Source organism: Flammeovirgaceae bacterium SG7u.111 (assembly GCA_034044135.1).
GTDB lineage: Bacteria > Bacteroidota > Bacteroidia > Cytophagales > Flammeovirgaceae.
Map to the genome: position 1 here is coordinate 6,389,605 of CP139021.1, position 19,869 is coordinate 6,409,473.

The following is a 19,869-nucleotide window of genomic DNA, read 5'->3' on the forward strand; positions in this document are numbered from 1 at the left end:
AATACGTTAGTAATTATATTAATAACCATTAACATCCTGAGGTTTACCAATTGCGTAATTTCATGATCGATTACTTCTATTAGTATGTCGGATTTAACAGGTCAATATGCTCTTCTTACTTAGATCAGTTCTTTTTTCTTGGGTATTAGTTTGTTCTTTTTTCAGTGCTCAGGCACAAAAAAAAGCGGCATATAAAGAGCTGTGCACTAAATTTTCTAGCTCTGCTACTCTTGAAAAAAGTGTATTGGGTGACTTTAAGGCAATTAGAAAAAATGAGAGGTACTTTGTACACTCAAGGTTAATGTTAGGATTGGGCTATGCTAGGCTTGCCCAAACTACCGATATCCTACTCTTTCCTCAAGATTTTAAGCAATACCAAGATTCAGCCATTACTTTTTTTGAAATGGCTATTCCGCTTTTTAGCGAAGAGCTTATCAAAAAACAAGATTTCTTCTATGAAGAAGTCTTGCCTGCTCTCCGATCTACAGAGGAAAAGCTTTCTGTAAAAGACGTGGTAAGCTGGGTTGAGGAGCAAAAGAAAGAGATAACAAAACTATCAGAGCAAGCTAATGAACTCTTTTCAGAACTGTCAAAAACTCAAACTGCAATTTCTGGTGCTTCAGCATATCATCAGTCAGTTCGGCAACGCTTCCCAGAGCTCATGGATATTTATATGCTGAGTGAAGATGGCTTTTCCATCTTAAAAGACAGCCTTATGCTGTTAGAAAAAACAGTGGGAAACAACGCTAAGAATTTTAATTTGCTCACAGATGTTTTTGTTGGAAACACCAGTCTTCTCCAACTTAAAACCTTCGAAATTGAAGACTACCCTTTTCCCAATAATTCAACTTTCATCACTGCCGATAGCCTCATCACACTCTACAGTTTCAATACTTGGCTAGATAGCATTGGTAATTATAGACAAGATAAAATCAAATTACTCAGAAGGGCTATTGTAGAGATCGAAAAATTGCTCGACCGAAAACTCGAAGAGGTTGAAAAAGATACATTAATTCTGAGCGAAGCATTTGAAATAGATAGCCTCTTGGCGCAGCCAATCTTAGCTAGTGAAGCTCAGTCTTTGCCTATGCTGCTCTTCAACTATAAAGTTGCCAAAGTCAACATGCTTTCCGACTATCTAGCTGAAAAGAGTTTTTTACCTTATGAGGAAGGCAGAGAAGGAATTCTCAACTATTATTTCACCCTCAAATCCCACACAAAGCGCTGCCAAGATTTATTGGACAATGTCCGAATAGCGCTTAAAGAAGAAGCATTCCTCCACCATTCAGACTTTCTAGAAAAATATTATGCAGGAGAAAAAGGATTAAAAAGCTACCTTGACCACGAACAAAAAACAATTAATGAGAAAGGGTATTACTGCAACATCAAAATAAAAGACCAACTGGTATACAGCTACTTAGAGCAACGTTTCTTACCTAAATATGTAGAATATGAAGGTAAGAAAATTGCGCTTTTTGAGCAAAGCCCCAACTTGGTGGTGGAAAAGGATCACTTCATTACCACACGAGTAAGCAAGACCCAAAATGGTGAGATGTATGTGACGGGTTTTCAAAAATCTTCGGAAAAAACACCTTTTGTAGCCAAAGTAGTAAGTAGGCAAGTAGTCTGGTTAAAAACATTGGAAGAGGAGCAAACAGGGCGCAAAAAAAATCACTTTGGGACTGTCCTGACCCCAACCTCAACTGGTTGCTTACTTATAGTAAGGGCGTTTCAAAAGAAAATTTACACTGACAGCAGTGCTGTCAACACTCTTTTTGAGCTTGACGCTGAAGGTAATATTTTGACCAAAGTTCACTTGCAAGAACGAATGTTCCCAGAGCATTCCCTCAAAGTAGAAGAAGATTCCAGCTATATAGTGGCTTACCGAAGCAAACCTGGCGGAAGAGATTTCCTTCCAGAAATGTTAGTTGCCAGTATTGATATTGAGGGCAATACGCAATGGGAAAAGAAATTTCCTGTAGAAAGCAGAATCACTCGCTTGCATAAAGTGAAAGACCGGTATTTTATGGTAAGTAATATTGTAAACCTCCGGGACAGTAATGGAAACCTGATCAGTAGAAACTCAAAAAAAGCGGGAGATAGCAATGTATTTGCCGCAGTATTTGACATAAAAGGAACACTTGTGGCTAAAAAATTTGTAAGATCCCAGACTTCCCATTTTTCCACCTATGCCATTCCTTATAATGAAACAGGGTTGCTGGTAATGGGCTTCAAAGGTCTCTTCAACCTAAATGCCCTCCCCGACAAGCCTGTGATGAATATTCTTTTTGACAAAGACTTAAATATTGTTTCCTCCAATCTTAATGCGGAAGAAACTTTACCCTAAGCTTGCAAAACCTACTCGTCTTCATTTTTACTCACCGCTTCAGCAGGATCGGCCTCCTTGTCCTTCTTTTTCTTCTCCTTTTTCGGCTTGTCTTTTTTCTTTCTAAACCATTTGGGTATCAAACTATCAAAACTGGCTGTGTGCAATAAACTAAAGCCCGCAGTTGAGTTATTGTTTTCCAAGCCCGTATTGAATGCATTCACATTACTTTTGTGGTACATTTTCATACGGAGCTGTCCCTCGGGAGTAAGTAAGTATTCTACTGTCACATCCCCAAACACACTTGCCAAATCAGTTTCATTTTGTTGGTTTGTAAAAGCACCTGCTCTGGTAACCTTCAACCTTCCATCCAAGAAATTATACGACAACCGTAGTTGAAAAGTATTGAGCGCCTCGGCATTCAACCCGTTCAAATCCACATCTATTTCCAAGTTGTCATCCACTTGGGAAACCCAATAGCTCAGCTGGTTGGCCAACAGCTCACTCACACTGCTCCCAGCCGACTGCGACATTCCACTAAAGGTCGTTTCAGGAGAAAGTTTTTTAAGTACGATCAGACTAAAAACTTGCCTGTTAAGCTCCTGTTCATCATTTTTTATTCGCTGCTCAAAATCTGCCACATAACTTTCCAAAGAAATAGGCGCGCCTTCTACTATTACTGTATTGGGATAATCTTGCACATCTATATAGAAATCTACATTTGGACTAAGCAATTGACCTTTTAGGTAAAGTAACACCTCCACAGGGTAGCGCCTTCTGAGTTCTGATTGGCTTGGAATACTGTCCAAATCCATGATGGGGGCAAGCGACGTCATTTGGGTATAAGTTGCCGTAATGTCGAGGGTTGCGCCATAAGGATCTCCTGTCCAGGTAATATGTGAGTTGGGTTCGATACCGAAACGTTTATCCACCACATTGAGCAAGGTGAAATTGTAAGCACCTTTCAAAATACTCACATCTCCATACATTTTAAACTCGCCTTTGGTATCAATACTCATGCTCAGCTGCCCCTTACCATTTCCCCGAATGATATCCCCTGCCTTTTTATCAAAAATAATCTCGCAATAGGCATCAGGCGTAATCTCCAAGTCGAGGTTCATCCGAAGCCCACTCAAATCTACATCTGAGCTTTTCTTTTTCCGCTTAACCTGCACCGTATCTTGGCTGACAAACGTGATGTAATCTTGCTCCTGCACATCTTCGCTGCCTTCCAGCGGAATATAAATTTTCGTATTCCTCTCCGACTTCGCTGTTACATTAATGGATACGTTATCTGGAGGTCCATAAAAACGAACATTTCCCGTTCCATAAGCTTCCCCATAATATAGAGCTTCGGGCGACTCGGGCAGGTTTATCACTTGGAAGTTTTCAAAATCGCCTAACAAGTCAAAAATAAACTTGTTACTAGCATTTTGATAGATCGACCCGTTTAGGTAAGCCGTTCTCCCCCGCACATCTTGCACCCTAAACTTTTTAATGCGGAGCGTATCGTAACTAAAATCCACTTTATCGCTAAACCGGTAAGTCGTGTTGGTAGCATTGATATTTACCTGACCATCTTCAATGAAAAGAGTGCCTTTCACAAAAGGATTAATGGGCGAACCTTTGATATCTAACATCCCAATAGCCACACCGTCGAGGTCGGAAACTACCCCTTCTAAAAACGGACCGGCAAGCTCCAAGGGAGCCGCATTGAGATACGCCGTCATCCCAAACCTTTCTTTTTTATCAGCATAAGGAGCATAATGCCCACCTATCGAAATCAAATCATACCCTTGCCAATCGAGCTGTGCATCTATATCCAACTGCTGGCTTTCATCGTCCCAACTGGTTCGGGCATCGAGATTCCCTATATTAAATTGGCTCACCACTATGCTGTCTACATACATATCGCTCTCAATCTTGAGCGCACTATACATATCTGCAATATTTGCCTTTACATCTGCCTTCCCCGATATTTTTTTACCTATATACGCACTCAAATTATTGAGGTCAAAGTCTTTTATATCTATGTTCAATGTTTGGCTTGTATCAGAAGAAACCGTCCCCTCTAGGGCAAATTCTTGCACTCCACTCACAAACTTTACATCGTTAAACATAATTTCATTTCCCTTAATATCTATTTTGTTTATACCCGCAGCAGACCACGGCTTATTGAGCAAAAGGAAATTACTATTCACCAAATTGACTTCGAAATGTTCTTTGTAAAAACCAAGATTCCCATTGAAAGCCGCCATGTCATCTGACCAAGCATGAAACACTTGGCTTTCGAGCAAAACCCTATTCTCCAACTTGCTTGCGTTCACCACAAAATTTTCCGTTTCAAAACCATTGAGCGATTGATCACTCGACGAAAGGAACGCTTCAAAGTCATACTCCCAGTCTTGATCTACACTATCGGGCTGCTGCCCTGCCAGATAAACAGCCAGCGTATCGTGATAGAAGTTATATCCTTTGATAAAAACAGAATCGGAATAAGCCTTGTAGATCATTTCCGTATGCTCACCAAAATGTAAGTCGCCGGAAAAAGTAGACTTTGGAGCAATGAAATACCCATCGTCCAGCAAATAAAGAATTCTATTCACATCCTTCATATCTAGATAGAAGCTAAACCCGTACTCTGGTAATACCTTCAACTCCTTTTTCTTAGCTTTCAATTTCGCTTCTTCTTTCTCCTTTGCAACGGTTATTTTATCAGAAATATCATCTAGCTGAATGTTATTAGTAAACCCTTCCATAAACTTCAGGAAGTCATTGTAGATCAAACGAACATCTATTTGCCCTTTCGCTTTTGCATCAAACAGCTCCGAAACTATCACTATATCCCGCTCTTTTTCCAATTCATATTTCTCGGTGCTAAAAAGCAAGGTATCGAGCTCTAGCAACCTGCCTTTGTGGTGTACCCTGCTGTCCGAAAGGGCGATGCCGCCGCTAAAACTATCCCAGCTCAAACCATTGAACTTGGCATCTACGGTAGTGTGAATCTGAAAAGAATCTTTGGCTAGGTTGAGTGGCAAAAGATTGGCAGAATCGATGACCAGCACAAAATTGAAACTTTCGTCCTTAAAATTCACATCTCCGTTCATTGCCATTTTTATGTTCGGATCTTGTACCAAAAGCTCCCCATTAAAAAGCTCTTCTTCAAAATGGCCATCTGTACGGATATTTGCATAATCGTAATTCAATATACCAATTCGGTTGATCGCCCCGTCCAAATCAAATTTGGCATTTTCCAAGGCAAGCCCCGTACCCCGTATTTGCCCATTCATGTCTATTTGCTGTATATACTCCTCCTGCCCTATCAGCTGACCCAATTTGAAGCCCTCCGTTTTGAGCTTTCCAACATAAAAATTGGTAGGCACCTTCAAGTTGATATCCGTTTCCACATACCCAAGCCCCGTTCTAAATTGCCCATCAGTGACAAAGTCGTTATAAAACCCAAAGAAGTTGGCATTAAAGTCGACCTTCCCAAACTTCTCGAGTACGTTATATTGCTTTTCAGGAAAATACTGTTTCAAATCTTGGGGGGTAACCTCCGCACTGTAAAATTTCAGGTTCATCAATGTTTCGGTAAAATTTGGCAAACCTTTAAAAACCACCCGACCTTTCAAATTACTCTCCTTCCCAAAGTCTGCATCGAGGTTGATCACCCTAAAATCCTTTACCGTACCCCTAAAATTCCCATTGAGCGTATAGACATCCGAAACACCTTGCATACTCGTGGCAAAGAGGCTCAAAAACTCTGTAGTCACCACAGAGCTATCTAGCGTAGCCACCATTTCCACTTCATTGTTGAAATTGCTAAATGCATCCTGATCATCGTAATGCATTACCAACGAGTCCCTCAATATATTTTCTTCGATTTTGGCATAGAGGTTGTTAAAGATCATATCCTCGCTGGTGTAGCGAAATTGGGTCGTAATCCTCTCTACTTCCACTCCTGTTCTTTGCTCTACTCCCCCAATCTTATGCATATCAAATTCAATAGTATCATAATGAATTCTGAAATCTTCCAGATAACCGTTGATGCTATCAAACCCAAAGTGGAAATGATCGAACCTCCTCGGTTCTTCAAAAACCTCTTCTCCCTCATGGAAATAAGTAAAAATCATATTATCAATGTGTCCCGTACTTATCAAGACCTCTGGCTTTTTCCTTTTCGAACCCTCTCCTGTTGATAGCTCATTTATATTTTTAACAAAATCGGTAAAATTCAAGCTACTGCTATCGCCTTTTATCAGGTTGAACTCCCCATCTTTTATCATTACTTTGTCCAAGAAAATATTTCCTTGGTTGTAAATGCTTTTGATGCTGAAATCGACCAGAATTTCATCTACCTGCACCATTTTCCGCCCTTCCAAATCGTCTATTTGCACATGCTCCAGCCTTACCAAATCAAACCAATTTATATGGACATTTTCTATGACCACTTTGTGGCCTGTTTTTTCGGAAAGGGCTTGAGTGAGGAAATGGGCAAGCTGGGTTTGGATGAAGGGATATTGTAACACCATAATGGTGGCCATAAATAGGATAAGCACGAACATAGCAGCGCTACTGACCAGCCTAGAAACATAGCGCAGTCGTTTTAACTCTTTTACTTTTAACTTTCTATGTGTGAAACTTAGTTTCAAATATTTGTTCGTGTTAAAATGTGATGAGAGTATGTTAAAGATTAGGTATTCATGCGAAAATGCTCAGGCTGGGGATCTCAATATGGGCATTTGCAGCGAAATAGATAAAATTTATACATACTCTTAGTTAGTCCGGTCGATTTCTTTTGCGCCAATGAGCTTACCCTAAACAGCTTGCCTACCTCCATAGACACGTAAAAGCTTACAAATGTATGAATTAGTGGTGTCTACGCCCAAGGGAGGCTCATTTAATCTAGGGAGAAGTGGCGGTCCATTTCTCTTTTTGAGGCTTAGAAACAAGAAACCCTTCAAAGTTTAAACCAAAGCTTCAAATAATGAAAGCCTAGCCAAACATTGAAGGGCATCGAGTCTTTGGATAAGCCCTACCTAGGCACAAGCTTTACAAAAGGGATAATCACCTCTTCCAACGAAACCCCACCATGCTGGAACGTATTTTTATAATACTTCACATAGTGATTGTAGTTGTTGGGATAAGCGAAAAAATGATCTTCCGTTGCAAAAACATAGGCTGTAGAAACATTGAGCTTAGGCAAGAAGAACCTATCTGGCTTATCGGCCACAAAGACATTTTTCTTATCGAAACTCAAGTTTTTACCCTGCTTGTAGCGCAGGTTCGTATTGGTATTCCTATCACCCACTATTTTGTAAGGCCTCTTACAACGGATAGTGCCGTGGTCGGTAGTCAGCAATACTTTTATTTTCTTTTCAGCAAGAATTTTGAGCACATCGAGCAAAGATGAGTGCTGGAACCACGACTTTGTGAGCGAGCGGTAAGCAGGCTCATCTGGCGCTAGTTCCCTAATCACTTCCGTATCGGTTCGTGCATGCGAAAGCATATCCACAAAATTGTAAACCAACACATTCAGTTTGTTGGCAAAAAGATTATGCAAATTATCCAGCACATTTTTGCCTTGGTTCACATGGATTACCTTGTGGTACGATGTCCTGATATCTATTCGATGGCGCTGCAATTGCGCTTCCAAAAACTCTGCTTCCTTGTTGTTTTTCCCCCCTTCCTCATCATCGTTAAGCCAAAGATCAGGATAATTCTTTTCCATCTCGGATGGCATCATCCCCGAGAAAATAGCATTTCGGGCATAAGCGGTGGTGGTAGGCAAAATAGAAAAATAAGGTTCTTCCTCTTCGGTGTTGAAGTACTCGGAAATCACTGGTTCTAGTATTTTCCACTGGTCGTAGCGAAGGTTATCCACCACTATGAAAAACACAGGATCGTCCCCACTATCTTTCAATTCTGGGAAAACTCTCTCTTTCATTATCTCATGAGAAAGCATCGGCTTATCCTCATCCGGATTGTTGAGCCAGTCTGCGTAATTATCTTTTATGAACTTGGTGAAGGTGCCGTTGGCTTCTGCTTTTTGCATCTCCAGCACGTCCATCATACTCTTGTTGTCCGTCTCGTTAATTTCAATATCCCAATACACCAGCTTTTTGTAGATCTCAGCCCAGTCCTTATGGTCCATGTCGTCGAAAAACGCCATGCTGATCTTTTGGAAATCTTGCTGATAATTAGAGTTTGTTTTTTCGCTTACTATTCGTTTCTGATCCAGTATCTTTTTAACCGAAAGCAAAATCTGGTTGGGGTTGATCGGCTTAATCAGGTAGTCGGCTATTTTAGACCCAATCGCCTCCTCCATTATGTACTCTTCCTCGTTTTTGGTTATCATCACCACAGGAATATTCGGGCGCTCTGCCTTGATGTGGGAAAGCACCTCCAAGCCACTCATGCCAGGCATATTTTCATCCAAAAAAATCACGTCAAAGCTCTCCTCTTCTATTTTTTCCAATGCATCAGCACCACTGTTCACCCCTGTAACTTCGTATCCTTTGTTTTCTAAAAATAAGATATGAGGCTTCAAGAGTTCAATCTCGTCATCCACCCACAAAATTTTATATTGTTGCATAGGTTAATTGTTTTGTTTAATGTAAAAACTCTAGCCCGAGTCGATAGTTTCGTTTTAAGTTTTTTTAACTTCTAAAAAGATTCTTTTTAAGAAAATACGGTAAAAATGAGGTTGGAGTAATAAAAAAATGAATATAACAGAAAAAAATGGGAGCTGCTTGGGCTTTCGAGTATTCATTCAAATGAAAATTCATTTCAGGTAAAAAAGTGTAAGTGGGTGAATACCTCGGCAAAACCGTAAAGGCACAGATCAACTATATTTGAGAAATTCACCTCATTCAACTTGAACTCGACCTTATCATATCGGAATGGAAAGTATCTTGATCCTCGTTTTCTGTATTGCCTTGCTCATTGTCAGCATTACCGTAGTAAAAGTGCATCCTATCCCCGCCTTGCTGGTAGCTGGGCTAATCTTGGGGCTAGCCGTTGGCAACGATGTTTCCGCCACTACTGAAAGCCTGCTCAGTGGATTTGGCAACACCCTCAAATGGATAGGGCTGGTAATCCTGTTCGGAACTTTGCTGGGGGAAATCCTAGCCGTTTCGGGAGGAGCGGATGTGATAGCCGATACTATCATAAAAACGTTTGGGTTGAAACGCTTGCCCCTTAGCATGGCCATTATCGGTTTCCTCATCGGAATCCCTGTTTTTGTAGATGTCGCTTACCTTACCTTGCTCCCGACCATCCTTGCCCTTTCACGCAAATCGGGGCATTCGGTGTTGGTACTCGGGCTTTCACTTTCCATGAGCCTGACCGTTGCCCATGCCATGATCCCACCCACACCAGGGCCATTGGCAGTCCCAGCTATCCTCGAACTAGAAGTGGGGGAAATCATCCTTCCAAATGTGCTCACCGCAATTTTTGCCATAACCGGAGGCTTTCTTTTTATCCGGTTTAACAAAAAAAAACTTCAGCTAAAAGCTAACTCAGAAGCAGTAGCCGAGGAGGCAACGGGCAGCAACTTAGAAGGAATTTACAGAGTTCTTCCCTTTGCCGCTTTGCTACTTCCGCTGGCACTTATGGCTGCTGGGAATTTTGCCAGTGAGGAAAGCCAATTTATTAGTTTCATAAAAAATCCGATTTGGGCACTGATGATCGGCGTAGCCATTTCCCTACCCCTTTTGCAGAAAAAAAACTTTTCGGAAAACCTCAACAACTTGATAAATGAAGCAGCAAAAAAATCTGCCATCGTGATTTTGATAACTGGGGCTGGCGGTGCTTTTGGGCAGGTAATCAAAGACACGAAAATTGTCAATTCGCTCTTTACTGATGCTGGAAACCTGACCACCATAAGCATCCTCGTTCCTTTCTTTTTGAGTATGTTATTCACTACAGTTACTGGCTCTATCACCGTGGCACTTATCACCACTTCTTCCATTATGGCACCCTTGGTGTTCGATGGTATGCTCGATGCCCGGCTCGCCGCTTCCGCCATCTGCGCCGGCTCTTTGGGAATGATCCATGTAAACAGTAGTTTTTTCTGGCTCTTCAAAGAAGTCCACCAACTTTCGGTGGGTAAAGTACTCAAATCATTTAGCATACTTTCCGCAATAGTAGCGCTGAGCGGCGGGTTGTTTGTATTTATTTATTCGTTGATTGGGCAGTAAGAACAAACGTCCGGATTGCTTTAAGCGATCCGGACGCCCCCCTACTTCTAACCCAAAAAAGCTCCGCCGTTTGGTGGAGCTTTCTGATATTTCTAGTCCCTATCCTGAACTCATTACATGCTAGGAATTGGCATCAACCTAAATACATACCCTGGGTTTTCTACAGAAACATATATGTAACCATCAGGACCTTGCTCTACATTTCTGAGCCTTCCTATTCCCTTCAGTATATTTTCTTCTTTCACTACTTTACCGTTTTCAATCTCACACCTATCTAAGTATTTGAATCTTAGCGAGCCCACGAGTAAATTCCCTTTCCAGTTGCCATACTTATCGGAAGCGACCCAATCCATACCACAAGGAGCGATGGACGGCACCCAATAAAGAACAGGAGACTCCATCCCTTCTCTTTCTAGCTCACTGGTGAAAATAGTAGCGTCATAGTTGATTCCATACGAAACAACCGGCCAGCCATAGTTGAGACCACGTTTCACAATATTGATCTCATCGCCTCCCCGTGGGCCATGCTCATGCGACCAAAGCTCGTCCGTGCCAGGGCGCAAAGTAAGTCCCTGAGGGTTTCGGTGACCGTATGACCAAATAGACTTAATAGCATCGGCTTGGTTGTAAAATGGATTGTCTTCGGGGATACTGCCATCAAGGTTGAACCTATGGATTTTTCCACCTGCCAAGCTGAGATCTTGAGGGTTCACATCCCTATCGCCTCGGTCTCCTACGGTTACAAAAAGGAAATTATCCTTTATCACTATTCGCCCACCAAAATGGTGGTTTCTTTTGGTATATGGCCTTGCTTCAAAAAATATTTTTTCGTTAGACAGCTTATCATCTGCAAAGTCAAATTGACTGACAACAGTAGTTCCCAAAGAATCTCCATCAGTCACTTTAAGTCCCGTATAAACCAAATATACTTTTCCATTCGCCTCAAAATCGGGATGTAGCTGAATCTCAAACAAGCCCCCTTGCCCTTTGCTCTTTATCACTGGCAAGCCTGTTATTTGGACACTCTGTCCATCTTGCCCCACTCGGTGCAATTCGCCCTCTTTGGCGGCCACCAGCATATCGCCATTTGGCAGCCAGTTCATGTGCCAAGGACTTTTTATCCCAGAAAAAACAGTATCGAGATGTACGGTAATGTCTTCTAGTTCAAAAGTATCAGAATCCAGTGTTTCCTCCGTAAACCCATAACGCTCCACATTTTCAATCCCGGTTCGGATATACTGAGCTAGCTCGCCAATCTGCTGCGAGTCAAGCAGGGCACTCCAGGCAGGCATACCCGCTTCTGCATAGCCTTCGGTGATGGATACTTTTATGCTATCGAGTTCTTTTCCATGCAACCACTTACGGTCGGCAAAGGCTTCCATTTGCTGCCCGTGGCAACTCGAACAGTGCTGAGCAAAAATAGCCGCTGAGCGTATTGTCGCAGAGTCTACTACTTGCTCCTGCTCCTCCATTCCTACTTCTTCATTACTTTCACCTTTTTGGCAATTACTTAGCCCAATGGCTATCAAAAAGCATCCTATCAGTATACTGAATTTCATTTTCCTTGTAGCATTCATCATAATGTGTATTTGTGATTTGATAAAATTTGGTAACGTTTGCGGTTTATTGCACTAAAGATATGACTTTGATCTTAAAACTTGGATACAGCCCACATAAGAGCCTAAAAAAACTTTTTTTTTGAAGTTATTGAGAGGGTTTCTCCATCATAGTAGTAAAGGGCTCAAATAGTTTGATATATTTATTGAGCACTTCGCACATTAAATTCTCATCCGGAAAAGGTGAGATTTAAACACGCTATTAGTTTAAGTTCTAATATTATAGTTTGAAACATTTTACCCTTCTATTCTTAAATGAAAATGAAACACAAATACCTACTCACAGCATTTATTGCCTTTTCTATATTGACCAGCTGCAAAAAAGAAAAGGCAGAAGAAGTTGCCGAAGCTTCACCAAAACCCAATTTTATTTTCATCCTTGCCGATGATTTTGGCTACCACGACATGAGCGTGATGGGCAGCAAGTACTACGAAACGCCCAACATAGACCGAATAGCCACTGAGGGCATGACCTTCACCGATGGCTACGCCACCTGCCAAGTATGTAGCCCATCAAGAGCAAGCATTATGCTGGGAACATTCCCTGCACGCCACGGCATCACCGACTGGATAGGAGCAAAAACGGGTGAAAATTGGCGAAAAGCTGGTCGGTTCAACAAATTGCTCCCTCCTGAATATATACACAAGCTGCCCACAGAGGCAACCACTCTTCCCGAAGCTATGAGGGAAGGGGGCTACAAAACTTTTTTTGCTGGAAAATGGCATTTGGGAGACTCAACTTCTTGGCCTGAACAACATGGCTTTGACATTAACAAAGGAGGATGGGACAGCGGTGGACCAAAAGGAGGATATTTCTCCCCGTTTGTTAACCCCAAACTTGAAAACAGAAAGGATGGGGAAAACCTTTCGATGCGCTTGGCCGCCGAAACGGTGGAGTTCATGAAGCAAAACAACCCGAAAATTACAGGGCAGCCATTTTTTGCCTATCTCGCTTTTTATGCCGTGCACGGGCCTATCCAAACTACCCAAGAAAAATGGGCAAAATACCGCAAAAAAGCAGAGGAACAGGGCATAGCTGAAACTGGTTTTGAAATGGGACATTTCTTGCCCATCCGCCAGACACAAGACAATCCTGTATACGCTGGCTTGGTGGAACAAATGGACGATGCCGTTGGGGAAGTGCTGAAGGCAGTGGACGAACTTGGACTTGGCGACAACACCGTGATCGTGTTCACTTCGGACAACGGGGGCGTGGCGGCCGGCGATGCTTTTGCTACATCCAACCTTCCGCTGAGGGCTGGAAAAGGATACCAGTTTGAAGGGGGAATCCGAGAACCTTATTTTATAAAAGCACCAGGACTAACCAAAGCGGGGGCAAAAAACACTAGCCCAGCTTCGGGTACAGACTTTTACCCCACTATTTTGGAGCTTGCCGGGCTTGAGTTGAAGCCAACCGAACATATAGATGGAGTGAGCCTAGTACCTGCATTGAAAGGAGGAAAAATAGCCACCCGCCCGCTTATTTGGCACTACCCGCATTACGGCAACCAAGGCGGCGAACCTTCGTCTATCATCAGAGAAGGGGAATGGAAACTGGTCCATTATTATGAAGACGGAAGGGAAGAGCTCTACAACTTGGAAAACGACCTTTCGGAAACTACCGATGTAGCAAGTGAAAACAGTGAAATAGTGAGCCTAATGAGCAAGAAGCTTTTTGCCATGCTGGACGAAATGGGAGCTCGCTACCCGACCAAAGACCCTGAATGGACTGCGGAAAAAGAGCAAAAACACCTTGAAAAAATAATGACAAAAAGGTGGTCCCAGCTTGAAAAGCAGCGCATGGAATTCCTATCCCCAGATTTTGACCCTAAAAATGATTGGTGGGGAAGCAAGGTGACTGTGGATTAAGTTGAAATAGCCCCAAGGCTTAATCTGATACTTTGAGTACATCAGAATTGACTATTCTAATAGCTTAAACAAGACCAATAACTAGTTTAAATAAGTCTACTCGGTAGTGCAAGGTAAAGACTAAAACACTACCGAGTAGGCTTTTTATTTCTTCAAATAATAGTCCTTCAGCACAAAGAATGCTTTCTTCTTTTTCCCTTCGCTTGAGATCAACCCTTTGCGGTTAAACCCGTCCTGATACCCTGTCAACCTTCTTCGGGGAGATTGGAAATCAATCAGAATCCAAGGGCTGATTCCCCTAAGCTGATCAATTCTCTCGCACATTTCAATATTTTCCTTATAGTACCACTCTTGGTATTCTTCGCTCCATCGAGTTAAAGAATCGGCATGAAAACCACCAAGTGCCCCTGCCCCAAACTCACTGAACACAAATGGCTTATCAAATTTAACATCCCATTTAATTTTTCTTAGTGTACTTGGCTTACCGCCATACCAACCTATGTATTGGTTCACAGAAATGATGTCGGCATAGTTTCCAAACGGGTCATCAATTACTTTCACATCCTTATCTTCATCGGCAGCATGTGTCAATAATGCAGCACTGATTAAACGTGTACCATCTTGCTCACGGGCAAAGTCGATCAAGCCTTTCAAAAATTTGTTCCTGCTTTCCGAAATATCTGTTTCATTGGCTACTGACCAAATGATAACAGATGCCCTGTTCTTGTCTCGGGTAATTACATCGCCCAGCATTTGTTTGGCAAGGCGAAATGTCTCCTCATTTTCCCAATCAATATCCCAATACACAGGTATTTCCTCCCAAAGCAACAAGCCCTTTTGGTCTGCCAGCTTTACAATATGCTCGTTGTGAGGATAGTGAGAAAGACGCACATAGTTAGCTCCCAGCTCCTTCGCCCAGTCGAGGAACGTACATGCCTCTTCTTTAGAATAAGCCCTGCCTCCAGTGAAGGGGCTTTCTTCGTGCATACTGATCCCTTTTAGGAAAATACTTTCACCGTTCAACAGAATGTCATGTCCTTTCACTTCAATCGTCCTAAAGCCTATTTCATCTTTCAGAACTTTCCCATTCAGCTCAAAATTCACCGAATAAAGCTTTGGATTTTCAGGAGACCAATTTGTGATGCGTTTTACTTTAATCGATTTTGAACCAATACCATCCGCAACTCCAATTTTTTCTTCGATACCTAACTCTGGAATTTTTAAAACTACTTCTTGCCCTTCGGCACTGCCATCAACCCAAACACTGCATTCTATCTCATTTTTTGCGTCTTTTTTCAGGCGAACACTAAAGTCACGAATAAAAGCACTGTTTTCTTCGATGATCAATACATCGCGAGTAATGCCTCCAAAATTTTTCCAATCGCACTCTAGGGTAGGAATTTGTTCTTTTTCCCGAGTATTATCAACCGAAACAACCAAAGAATTTTCTCCTTTCATCAAGTCGGTCACTTCAAAAGTGAAAGGATTGAAGCCTCCTTTGTGCACCCCAAGCTTTTCCCCATTCAAATACACCTCTGCTTGGTAATTAGCCGCTCCAAAATAGAGAAAGTATCTTTTCCCCTCTTTCTTTTCGAAAGGAAAGCTTTTCTGGTACCAGATTTTCCCTTCATAATAAAGCAGTTCACTTTGCTGGGAGTTCCAGTCACCGGGCACATTGATTTGCGTTGCTGTTTCAAAGTTGTATTCGAGCAGCTCTGTTTTGTTCTTTACGTGTTTATCTTCCCAAAACTTCCTCTTTTTGCCAATTTCCGCTTGGTCTATTATGAACTTCCATTTTCCATTTAGCGAGGTAGTTTTCCTATTATACACATTAGTGATCTGTGGAAATTCCTTTGCAGAAACTTTTATACTACTTAAAAAAAGAAGTATAAAAAGATAGTTTATATAATTTTTCATCTTTCTTTATTCGAATAAAAACCATTTGTTAAAATGCTCCAATATTAGGAGTTGCCGATACCGCCCCCCCAGCAAAGTCCTTCCCCCCCTTGTCCTCTATTTTTTTCCCTGTAAATAGTGCAGGTGACCCTTCCTTCAATTTATATCCAGCCAAGCGGTTTGGGTCGGTCATATCAATGTCAGTCCCACCAGTTCCAGGGTTTACAAACAGCGGGTTTCCTGTAAAAGGATTAGCCCCTTTCGGACTTACATTGAAATAAAGATTGTTTTCAAGAACACATGTTTCATCAGGCTCGAAGCCCCAAGTTGCTTCGTCTTCAAAGTAAAAAATGTTGTTCCAAAATGAAGTTTCAATTGGGATACGGTCTTTTTTTCCAGCATTAACAAACACACGTTTTCCCTTCCCTTTTCCAAAGTAAAGAGTGTTGTTATAAATCTTCACATCCTCTACCCCTTTTAGGCTCGGGAAGCCGTATAAAAACCCTCCTAAAAGTTCATTTTGACTAACATTATACCTGATAGTAATATCCGAATTGTAGCCTTTACGCATTATTCCACAAAACCAGTTATTATCATGGCTGTAGTTATACTGGATAACTGTTCCTTTCGATTGGTAGTCCGCATCAAACCCTCCATGATCGATATCGTCGGGGTTGTCGCTGGTGTTTCCGTAGGCCTCGTTGTATTGCACTATGCAGCCAGTCGTATTAAAATTGAACACACTATGACCCGTATCGAAGCGGCTATTGTAGGCAAGCACGTTGTACTCCACCAACGGATTCAGTGCATACCTGATTATGATACCGTTGCGGCCTGTGTGCTCTACTCGGTTCTTTCTAATCACAAAATTGGTCCAAGGATGGTATTCGTCGGTATTGATGCCCCCCCAACTGGATTGGTTAGAAATTCCTACGCCTCCCGTATTAGCAATAGTGTTGTTTTCAATTGTTAGGTTGTGAAACTTAGTCTTGATGCTATCCCCCAAAACAAGTACATGAATCCCACCAGTTTGCTTTCCCCCAACATCTCCATTTACACGATGGACAAAGCAGTTTTTAATAGTGATATTCTCAACCGTCCCAACATCCTCGGCAATGGCATTTATTCCTAGCAATTTGCCCTGCTGCTCTTTTGTCCCATTGGTATTAGTCACTTCAATATTGTTGATCTCCCAGTTCGATCCGCATTTTAGCAGAAGTGCCGAAATGACCTTTCCCTCTCCGTTAATCTTGGGTTTATTGTCAATCCAATCCGTCTGGGGCTCTTTTGTTTCCTTGTTATAGGCTGATGCAATATTGGGGGAATCGACAGTGCCAGCTCCTTGAAGGATAAACTGCCCTTTAAACGTTTCCCCTTCGGCAAATAAAACCTTACTTCCCGCTGGAAACTGATGGTTACTCCATTTGTCAAAATCTTCTTGGGTATCTATGTAAAAAACATTTGCATCCTCATCTGGAGTAAGCTGCCCACAAGAAGACAGGATAAAAATGGGGAATAAGGTTAAAAATATAAGGTTTAAGTTCTTCATGGTTGTTCTTTTACGTATTTCTTAGTCTGGTTTTCTCCTCATTTCCTTAGCCAAACAGGAATTGAATCCTTTTCGACCCAGCTCTCTATTCTTCTATCAAGATTGTCTCCTGTCCATTCAGTTTTACCTGCGGGCAAAGCATCTGTAGTGGGTAGCCATTTTTTGTGCTCGGCTATCACTTCAGCATATTGAGGATCCTCCGCCAAGTTGGTGTGCTCTCCAGGGTCATTGCGATGATCGTACAGTTCCTCGCTTCCATCTCTGTATCGGATATACCGCCAGTCATTACTTCTGATAGAATGGTTTTTATAATACCATGTATTTAACACAGGCATTTCCCTAGTTGCATCGGGTTGCTCAATCAGCGGAGTGAGGCTATGCCCTTCCAACTTTGGAGCATCGGGAAGACCACATAGCTCTGAAAGTGTTGGGTAGATATCCAACAAGCTCACCACCTGCTTGCTTGTTTCACCGGCAGTTTTCATACCCGGCACTTTGAAAAACAAGGGAACTTTAGTCGATTCTTCCCACAAGGCTTGCTTTCTCCAGTGCTTTTTCTCCCCAAGGTGCTGCCCATGGTCCGACCAGAATACTACAATAGTATTTTCAGCATATTTGCTGTTTTCTAAGGCGGTCAATACTTTACCAAGTTCGTGATCAACAAACGAAATACAAGCCAAATAACCATAGACCATTTCTTTCCAATAAGTGTCGCTCAAGTTCACTACTGCATAATGGTCACCGTTTTTGATTGTTCCATAGGCTATGGATTTGCCCATCATTGGAATATCAGCCATCTCATCTTCCGGTATTTCGGGAATCTTGATTTTATTGAGATCGTACAAATCAAAAAACTCCTTGGGTGCGGTATAAGGAACATGTGGTCGTACAAACCCAACAGCCATAAAAAATGGCTTTTCATGCTCTTCTTCCAATTTGTCAACCGCCCAGTCGGCTATCAACTCATCAAACATTTTGCCCCCAGGCATATCCTCTCTATCCAAAGCACCATAACACAACGAATGCCCTTTGGCAAAGTCTTCTCCATAATGATTTACAATTTGGCTTCCTTCTTTTGGAAAAGGATAAAATTTCATGCCTTTGTACCCATCTCCGCGATCTCTGAGGTCTTTGGGTACTTTATAGTTTGGGGCAGTTTCATCCCAAAAATCATCTACCTTGTCTTTATAATCCGATACTCCTTGATGGAATATTTTACCAACAGCCAGTGTCTTATAGCCGTTATCTTTAAAATATTGGGGAAGCATTTTATGCTCACCCATCACTTGGTCATAGGTTTTTCGCATATCGGTGGTTGATGCATACCAGCCTGAAGTACTAGGATGAATACCACTCAAAAGAGAGTTTCTTGATGCTGTACAGACGGCTTGTGAACAATGGGCATTGGTAAACAATACGCCCTGCCCAAACAATTTGTCCATATTAGGCGTGATGGCCTGCGGATTTCCATTCAAGCCACCTACCCAATCGTTCAGATCATCTATGGAAATAAAAAGGACATTGGGCTTTTTCTGACTGACTTTTTCCGTCTTTGCGGAACAACTAGCCATTAGCAAACCCAAAAAGAGTAAGTATATCTTTGTCATGATTAAGATGAATTCAGAAGATTAGTTTTTCAAAAGTTTAAGCATTTCTTCGGCATATCGCTCTCCCATTAGCCGCTGGCTTTGCGAATCAAAATGAGTGCTGTCTATCGTACTTGTATTTTCGGAAGTTGCTACCGCTACCCTGTCAATTTTTTTTGGAAGCTGAATGATCATCTGGTTAAAATCAATTCGCACTTCTTTATCTTCCGATAATTGCCCTACTACCACCGGAAGATCTGGATTGTTGAACTCCTCCCGAAAAGCCTCAATGAGGGCAATGACCTTTGGAGTGTACGATTCATACTTTGAAGCATCCCCTTCCCCTTGATGCCATGCAATTCCTTTCAGAGTGCCGAATTTCAAAGCTGCCTTGGTTTGTTTCACCGCTTCATTGTAATAATCCGTTCCTTTAGCCCAAGAAGATATATTTGTCCCCCCTTTGGCATTCACCACCAAGCCAATTTGCTTTCCAGCATTGTTTTCGATCATTTTTTGGGCAAAAGAATACCCAGGTCCCAACTTTTGCATCGAAAGCTTTTTGCGGATAGTAGAATATTTGTTCAACGGATTTGCTGCTTTTTCCCATTCTTTTCCTTCTATTCCCGTAAAAAGGAAAACACCCTTGAGGGAATCCTGGTCCTGCATTTCAATTTCCGCCCTTCCAGCCATATTCGACTGACCGATTAGCAGGTAAATATCCAAGCCCACTTGCCCCACTTCTGGGCCAGAATTTGGAATTACGACCGCACTTTTACAGCCAATAAGAAAAAATAGTAAAAGGACGAGCCTAAAACTTCTATTCATT

The 19,869-nt window shown here is 41.9% G+C and carries 10 protein-coding genes; 3 read left to right on the top strand and 7 right to left on the bottom strand.

All coding sequences use genetic code 11. From position 1 onward, the window contains the following. The first annotated feature begins 301 nt into the window (after nucleotides 1-301). Nucleotides 302-2,347 (top strand): hypothetical protein, encoded by a 2,046-nt coding sequence (locus R9C00_24780; protein ID WPO34914.1) that lies wholly within the window; start codon nucleotides 302-304, stop codon nucleotides 2,345-2,347. A gap of 11 nt (nucleotides 2,348-2,358) precedes the next feature. On the opposite strand, the gene R9C00_24785 is transcribed toward R9C00_24780, so the two are convergent. Further along, the gene (locus tag R9C00_24785) at nucleotides 2,359-6,978 is read right to left on the bottom strand and encodes a translocation/assembly module TamB domain-containing protein (protein WPO34915.1); all 4,620 of its coding nucleotides are present in this window, start codon (nucleotides 6,976-6,978) and stop codon (nucleotides 2,359-2,361) included. A 383-nt stretch (nucleotides 6,979-7,361) separates the two neighbouring features. Beyond that, the gene (locus tag R9C00_24790) at nucleotides 7,362-8,921 is read right to left on the bottom strand and encodes a PglZ domain-containing protein (protein ID WPO34916.1); all 1,560 of its coding nucleotides are present in this window, start codon (nucleotides 8,919-8,921) and stop codon (nucleotides 7,362-7,364) included. A 307-nt stretch (nucleotides 8,922-9,228) separates the two neighbouring features. Between R9C00_24790 and R9C00_24795 the strand changes: the two genes are divergently transcribed. Further along, the gene (locus R9C00_24795; GenBank protein ID WPO34917.1) at nucleotides 9,229-10,527 is read left to right on the top strand and encodes a GntP family permease; all 1,299 of its coding nucleotides are present in this window, start codon (nucleotides 9,229-9,231) and stop codon (nucleotides 10,525-10,527) included. Nucleotides 10,528-10,640: 113 nt separating this feature from the next. Here the strand turns inward: R9C00_24795 and R9C00_24800 are convergent, their stop codons facing one another. Beyond that, a complete protein-coding gene (locus R9C00_24800; GenBank protein ID WPO34918.1) occupies nucleotides 10,641-12,107 on the bottom strand; it encodes a PQQ-dependent sugar dehydrogenase in 1,467 nt (488 codons plus the stop codon). A gap of 291 nt (nucleotides 12,108-12,398) precedes the next feature. Between R9C00_24800 and R9C00_24805 the strand changes: the two genes are divergently transcribed. Next, nucleotides 12,399-14,012 (top strand): sulfatase, encoded by a 1,614-nt coding sequence (locus R9C00_24805; protein ID WPO34919.1) that lies wholly within the window; start codon nucleotides 12,399-12,401, stop codon nucleotides 14,010-14,012. A 144-nt stretch (nucleotides 14,013-14,156) separates the two neighbouring features. Here R9C00_24805 and R9C00_24810 read toward each other — a convergent pair whose 3' ends face one another. The 4 genes from R9C00_24810 to R9C00_24825 are packed head-to-tail and all read right to left on the bottom strand — an operon-like array spanning nucleotide 14,157 to nucleotide 19,868. Next, nucleotides 14,157-15,929 carry a glycoside hydrolase family 2 TIM barrel-domain containing protein gene (locus R9C00_24810; GenBank protein ID WPO34920.1) on the bottom strand — a complete coding sequence of 591 codons (1,773 nt, stop codon included), beginning with the start codon at nucleotides 15,927-15,929 and terminating at the stop codon, nucleotides 14,157-14,159. 28 nt (nucleotides 15,930-15,957) lie between these two features. Next, nucleotides 15,958-17,457 carry a right-handed parallel beta-helix repeat-containing protein gene (locus tag R9C00_24815; protein ID WPO34921.1) on the bottom strand — a complete coding sequence of 500 codons (1,500 nt, stop codon included), beginning with the start codon at nucleotides 17,455-17,457 and terminating at the stop codon, nucleotides 15,958-15,960. Between the two features lie 38 nt (nucleotides 17,458-17,495). Further along, nucleotides 17,496-19,064 carry a sulfatase gene (locus R9C00_24820; GenBank protein ID WPO34922.1) on the bottom strand — a complete coding sequence of 523 codons (1,569 nt, stop codon included), beginning with the start codon at nucleotides 19,062-19,064 and terminating at the stop codon, nucleotides 17,496-17,498. A 21-nt stretch (nucleotides 19,065-19,085) separates the two neighbouring features. Continuing rightward, a complete protein-coding gene (locus R9C00_24825) occupies nucleotides 19,086-19,868 on the bottom strand; it encodes a sialate O-acetylesterase (GenBank protein ID WPO34923.1) in 783 nt (260 codons plus the stop codon). Nucleotide 19,869 lies beyond the last annotated feature (1 nt).

Coding starts and splice junctions, on each gene's coding strand:
- R9C00_24780 (WPO34914.1), top strand. CDS start 302: ATGTTAGGATTGGGCTATGCTAGGCTTGCCCAAACTACCGATATCCTA.
- R9C00_24790 (WPO34916.1), bottom strand. CDS start 8,921: ATGCAACAATATAAAATTTTGTGGGTGGATGACGAGATTGAACTCTTG.
- R9C00_24795 (WPO34917.1), top strand. CDS start 9,229: ATGGAAAGTATCTTGATCCTCGTTTTCTGTATTGCCTTGCTCATTGTC.
- R9C00_24800 (WPO34918.1), bottom strand. CDS start 12,107: ATGATGAATGCTACAAGGAAAATGAAATTCAGTATACTGATAGGATGC.
- R9C00_24805 (WPO34919.1), top strand. CDS start 12,399: ATGAAAATGAAACACAAATACCTACTCACAGCATTTATTGCCTTTTCT.
- R9C00_24810 (WPO34920.1), bottom strand. CDS start 15,929: ATGAAAAATTATATAAACTATCTTTTTATACTTCTTTTTTTAAGTAGT.
- R9C00_24815 (WPO34921.1), bottom strand. CDS start 17,457: ATGAAGAACTTAAACCTTATATTTTTAACCTTATTCCCCATTTTTATC.
- R9C00_24820 (WPO34922.1), bottom strand. CDS start 19,064: ATGACAAAGATATACTTACTCTTTTTGGGTTTGCTAATGGCTAGTTGT.
- R9C00_24825 (WPO34923.1), bottom strand. CDS start 19,868: ATGAATAGAAGTTTTAGGCTCGTCCTTTTACTATTTTTTCTTATTGGC.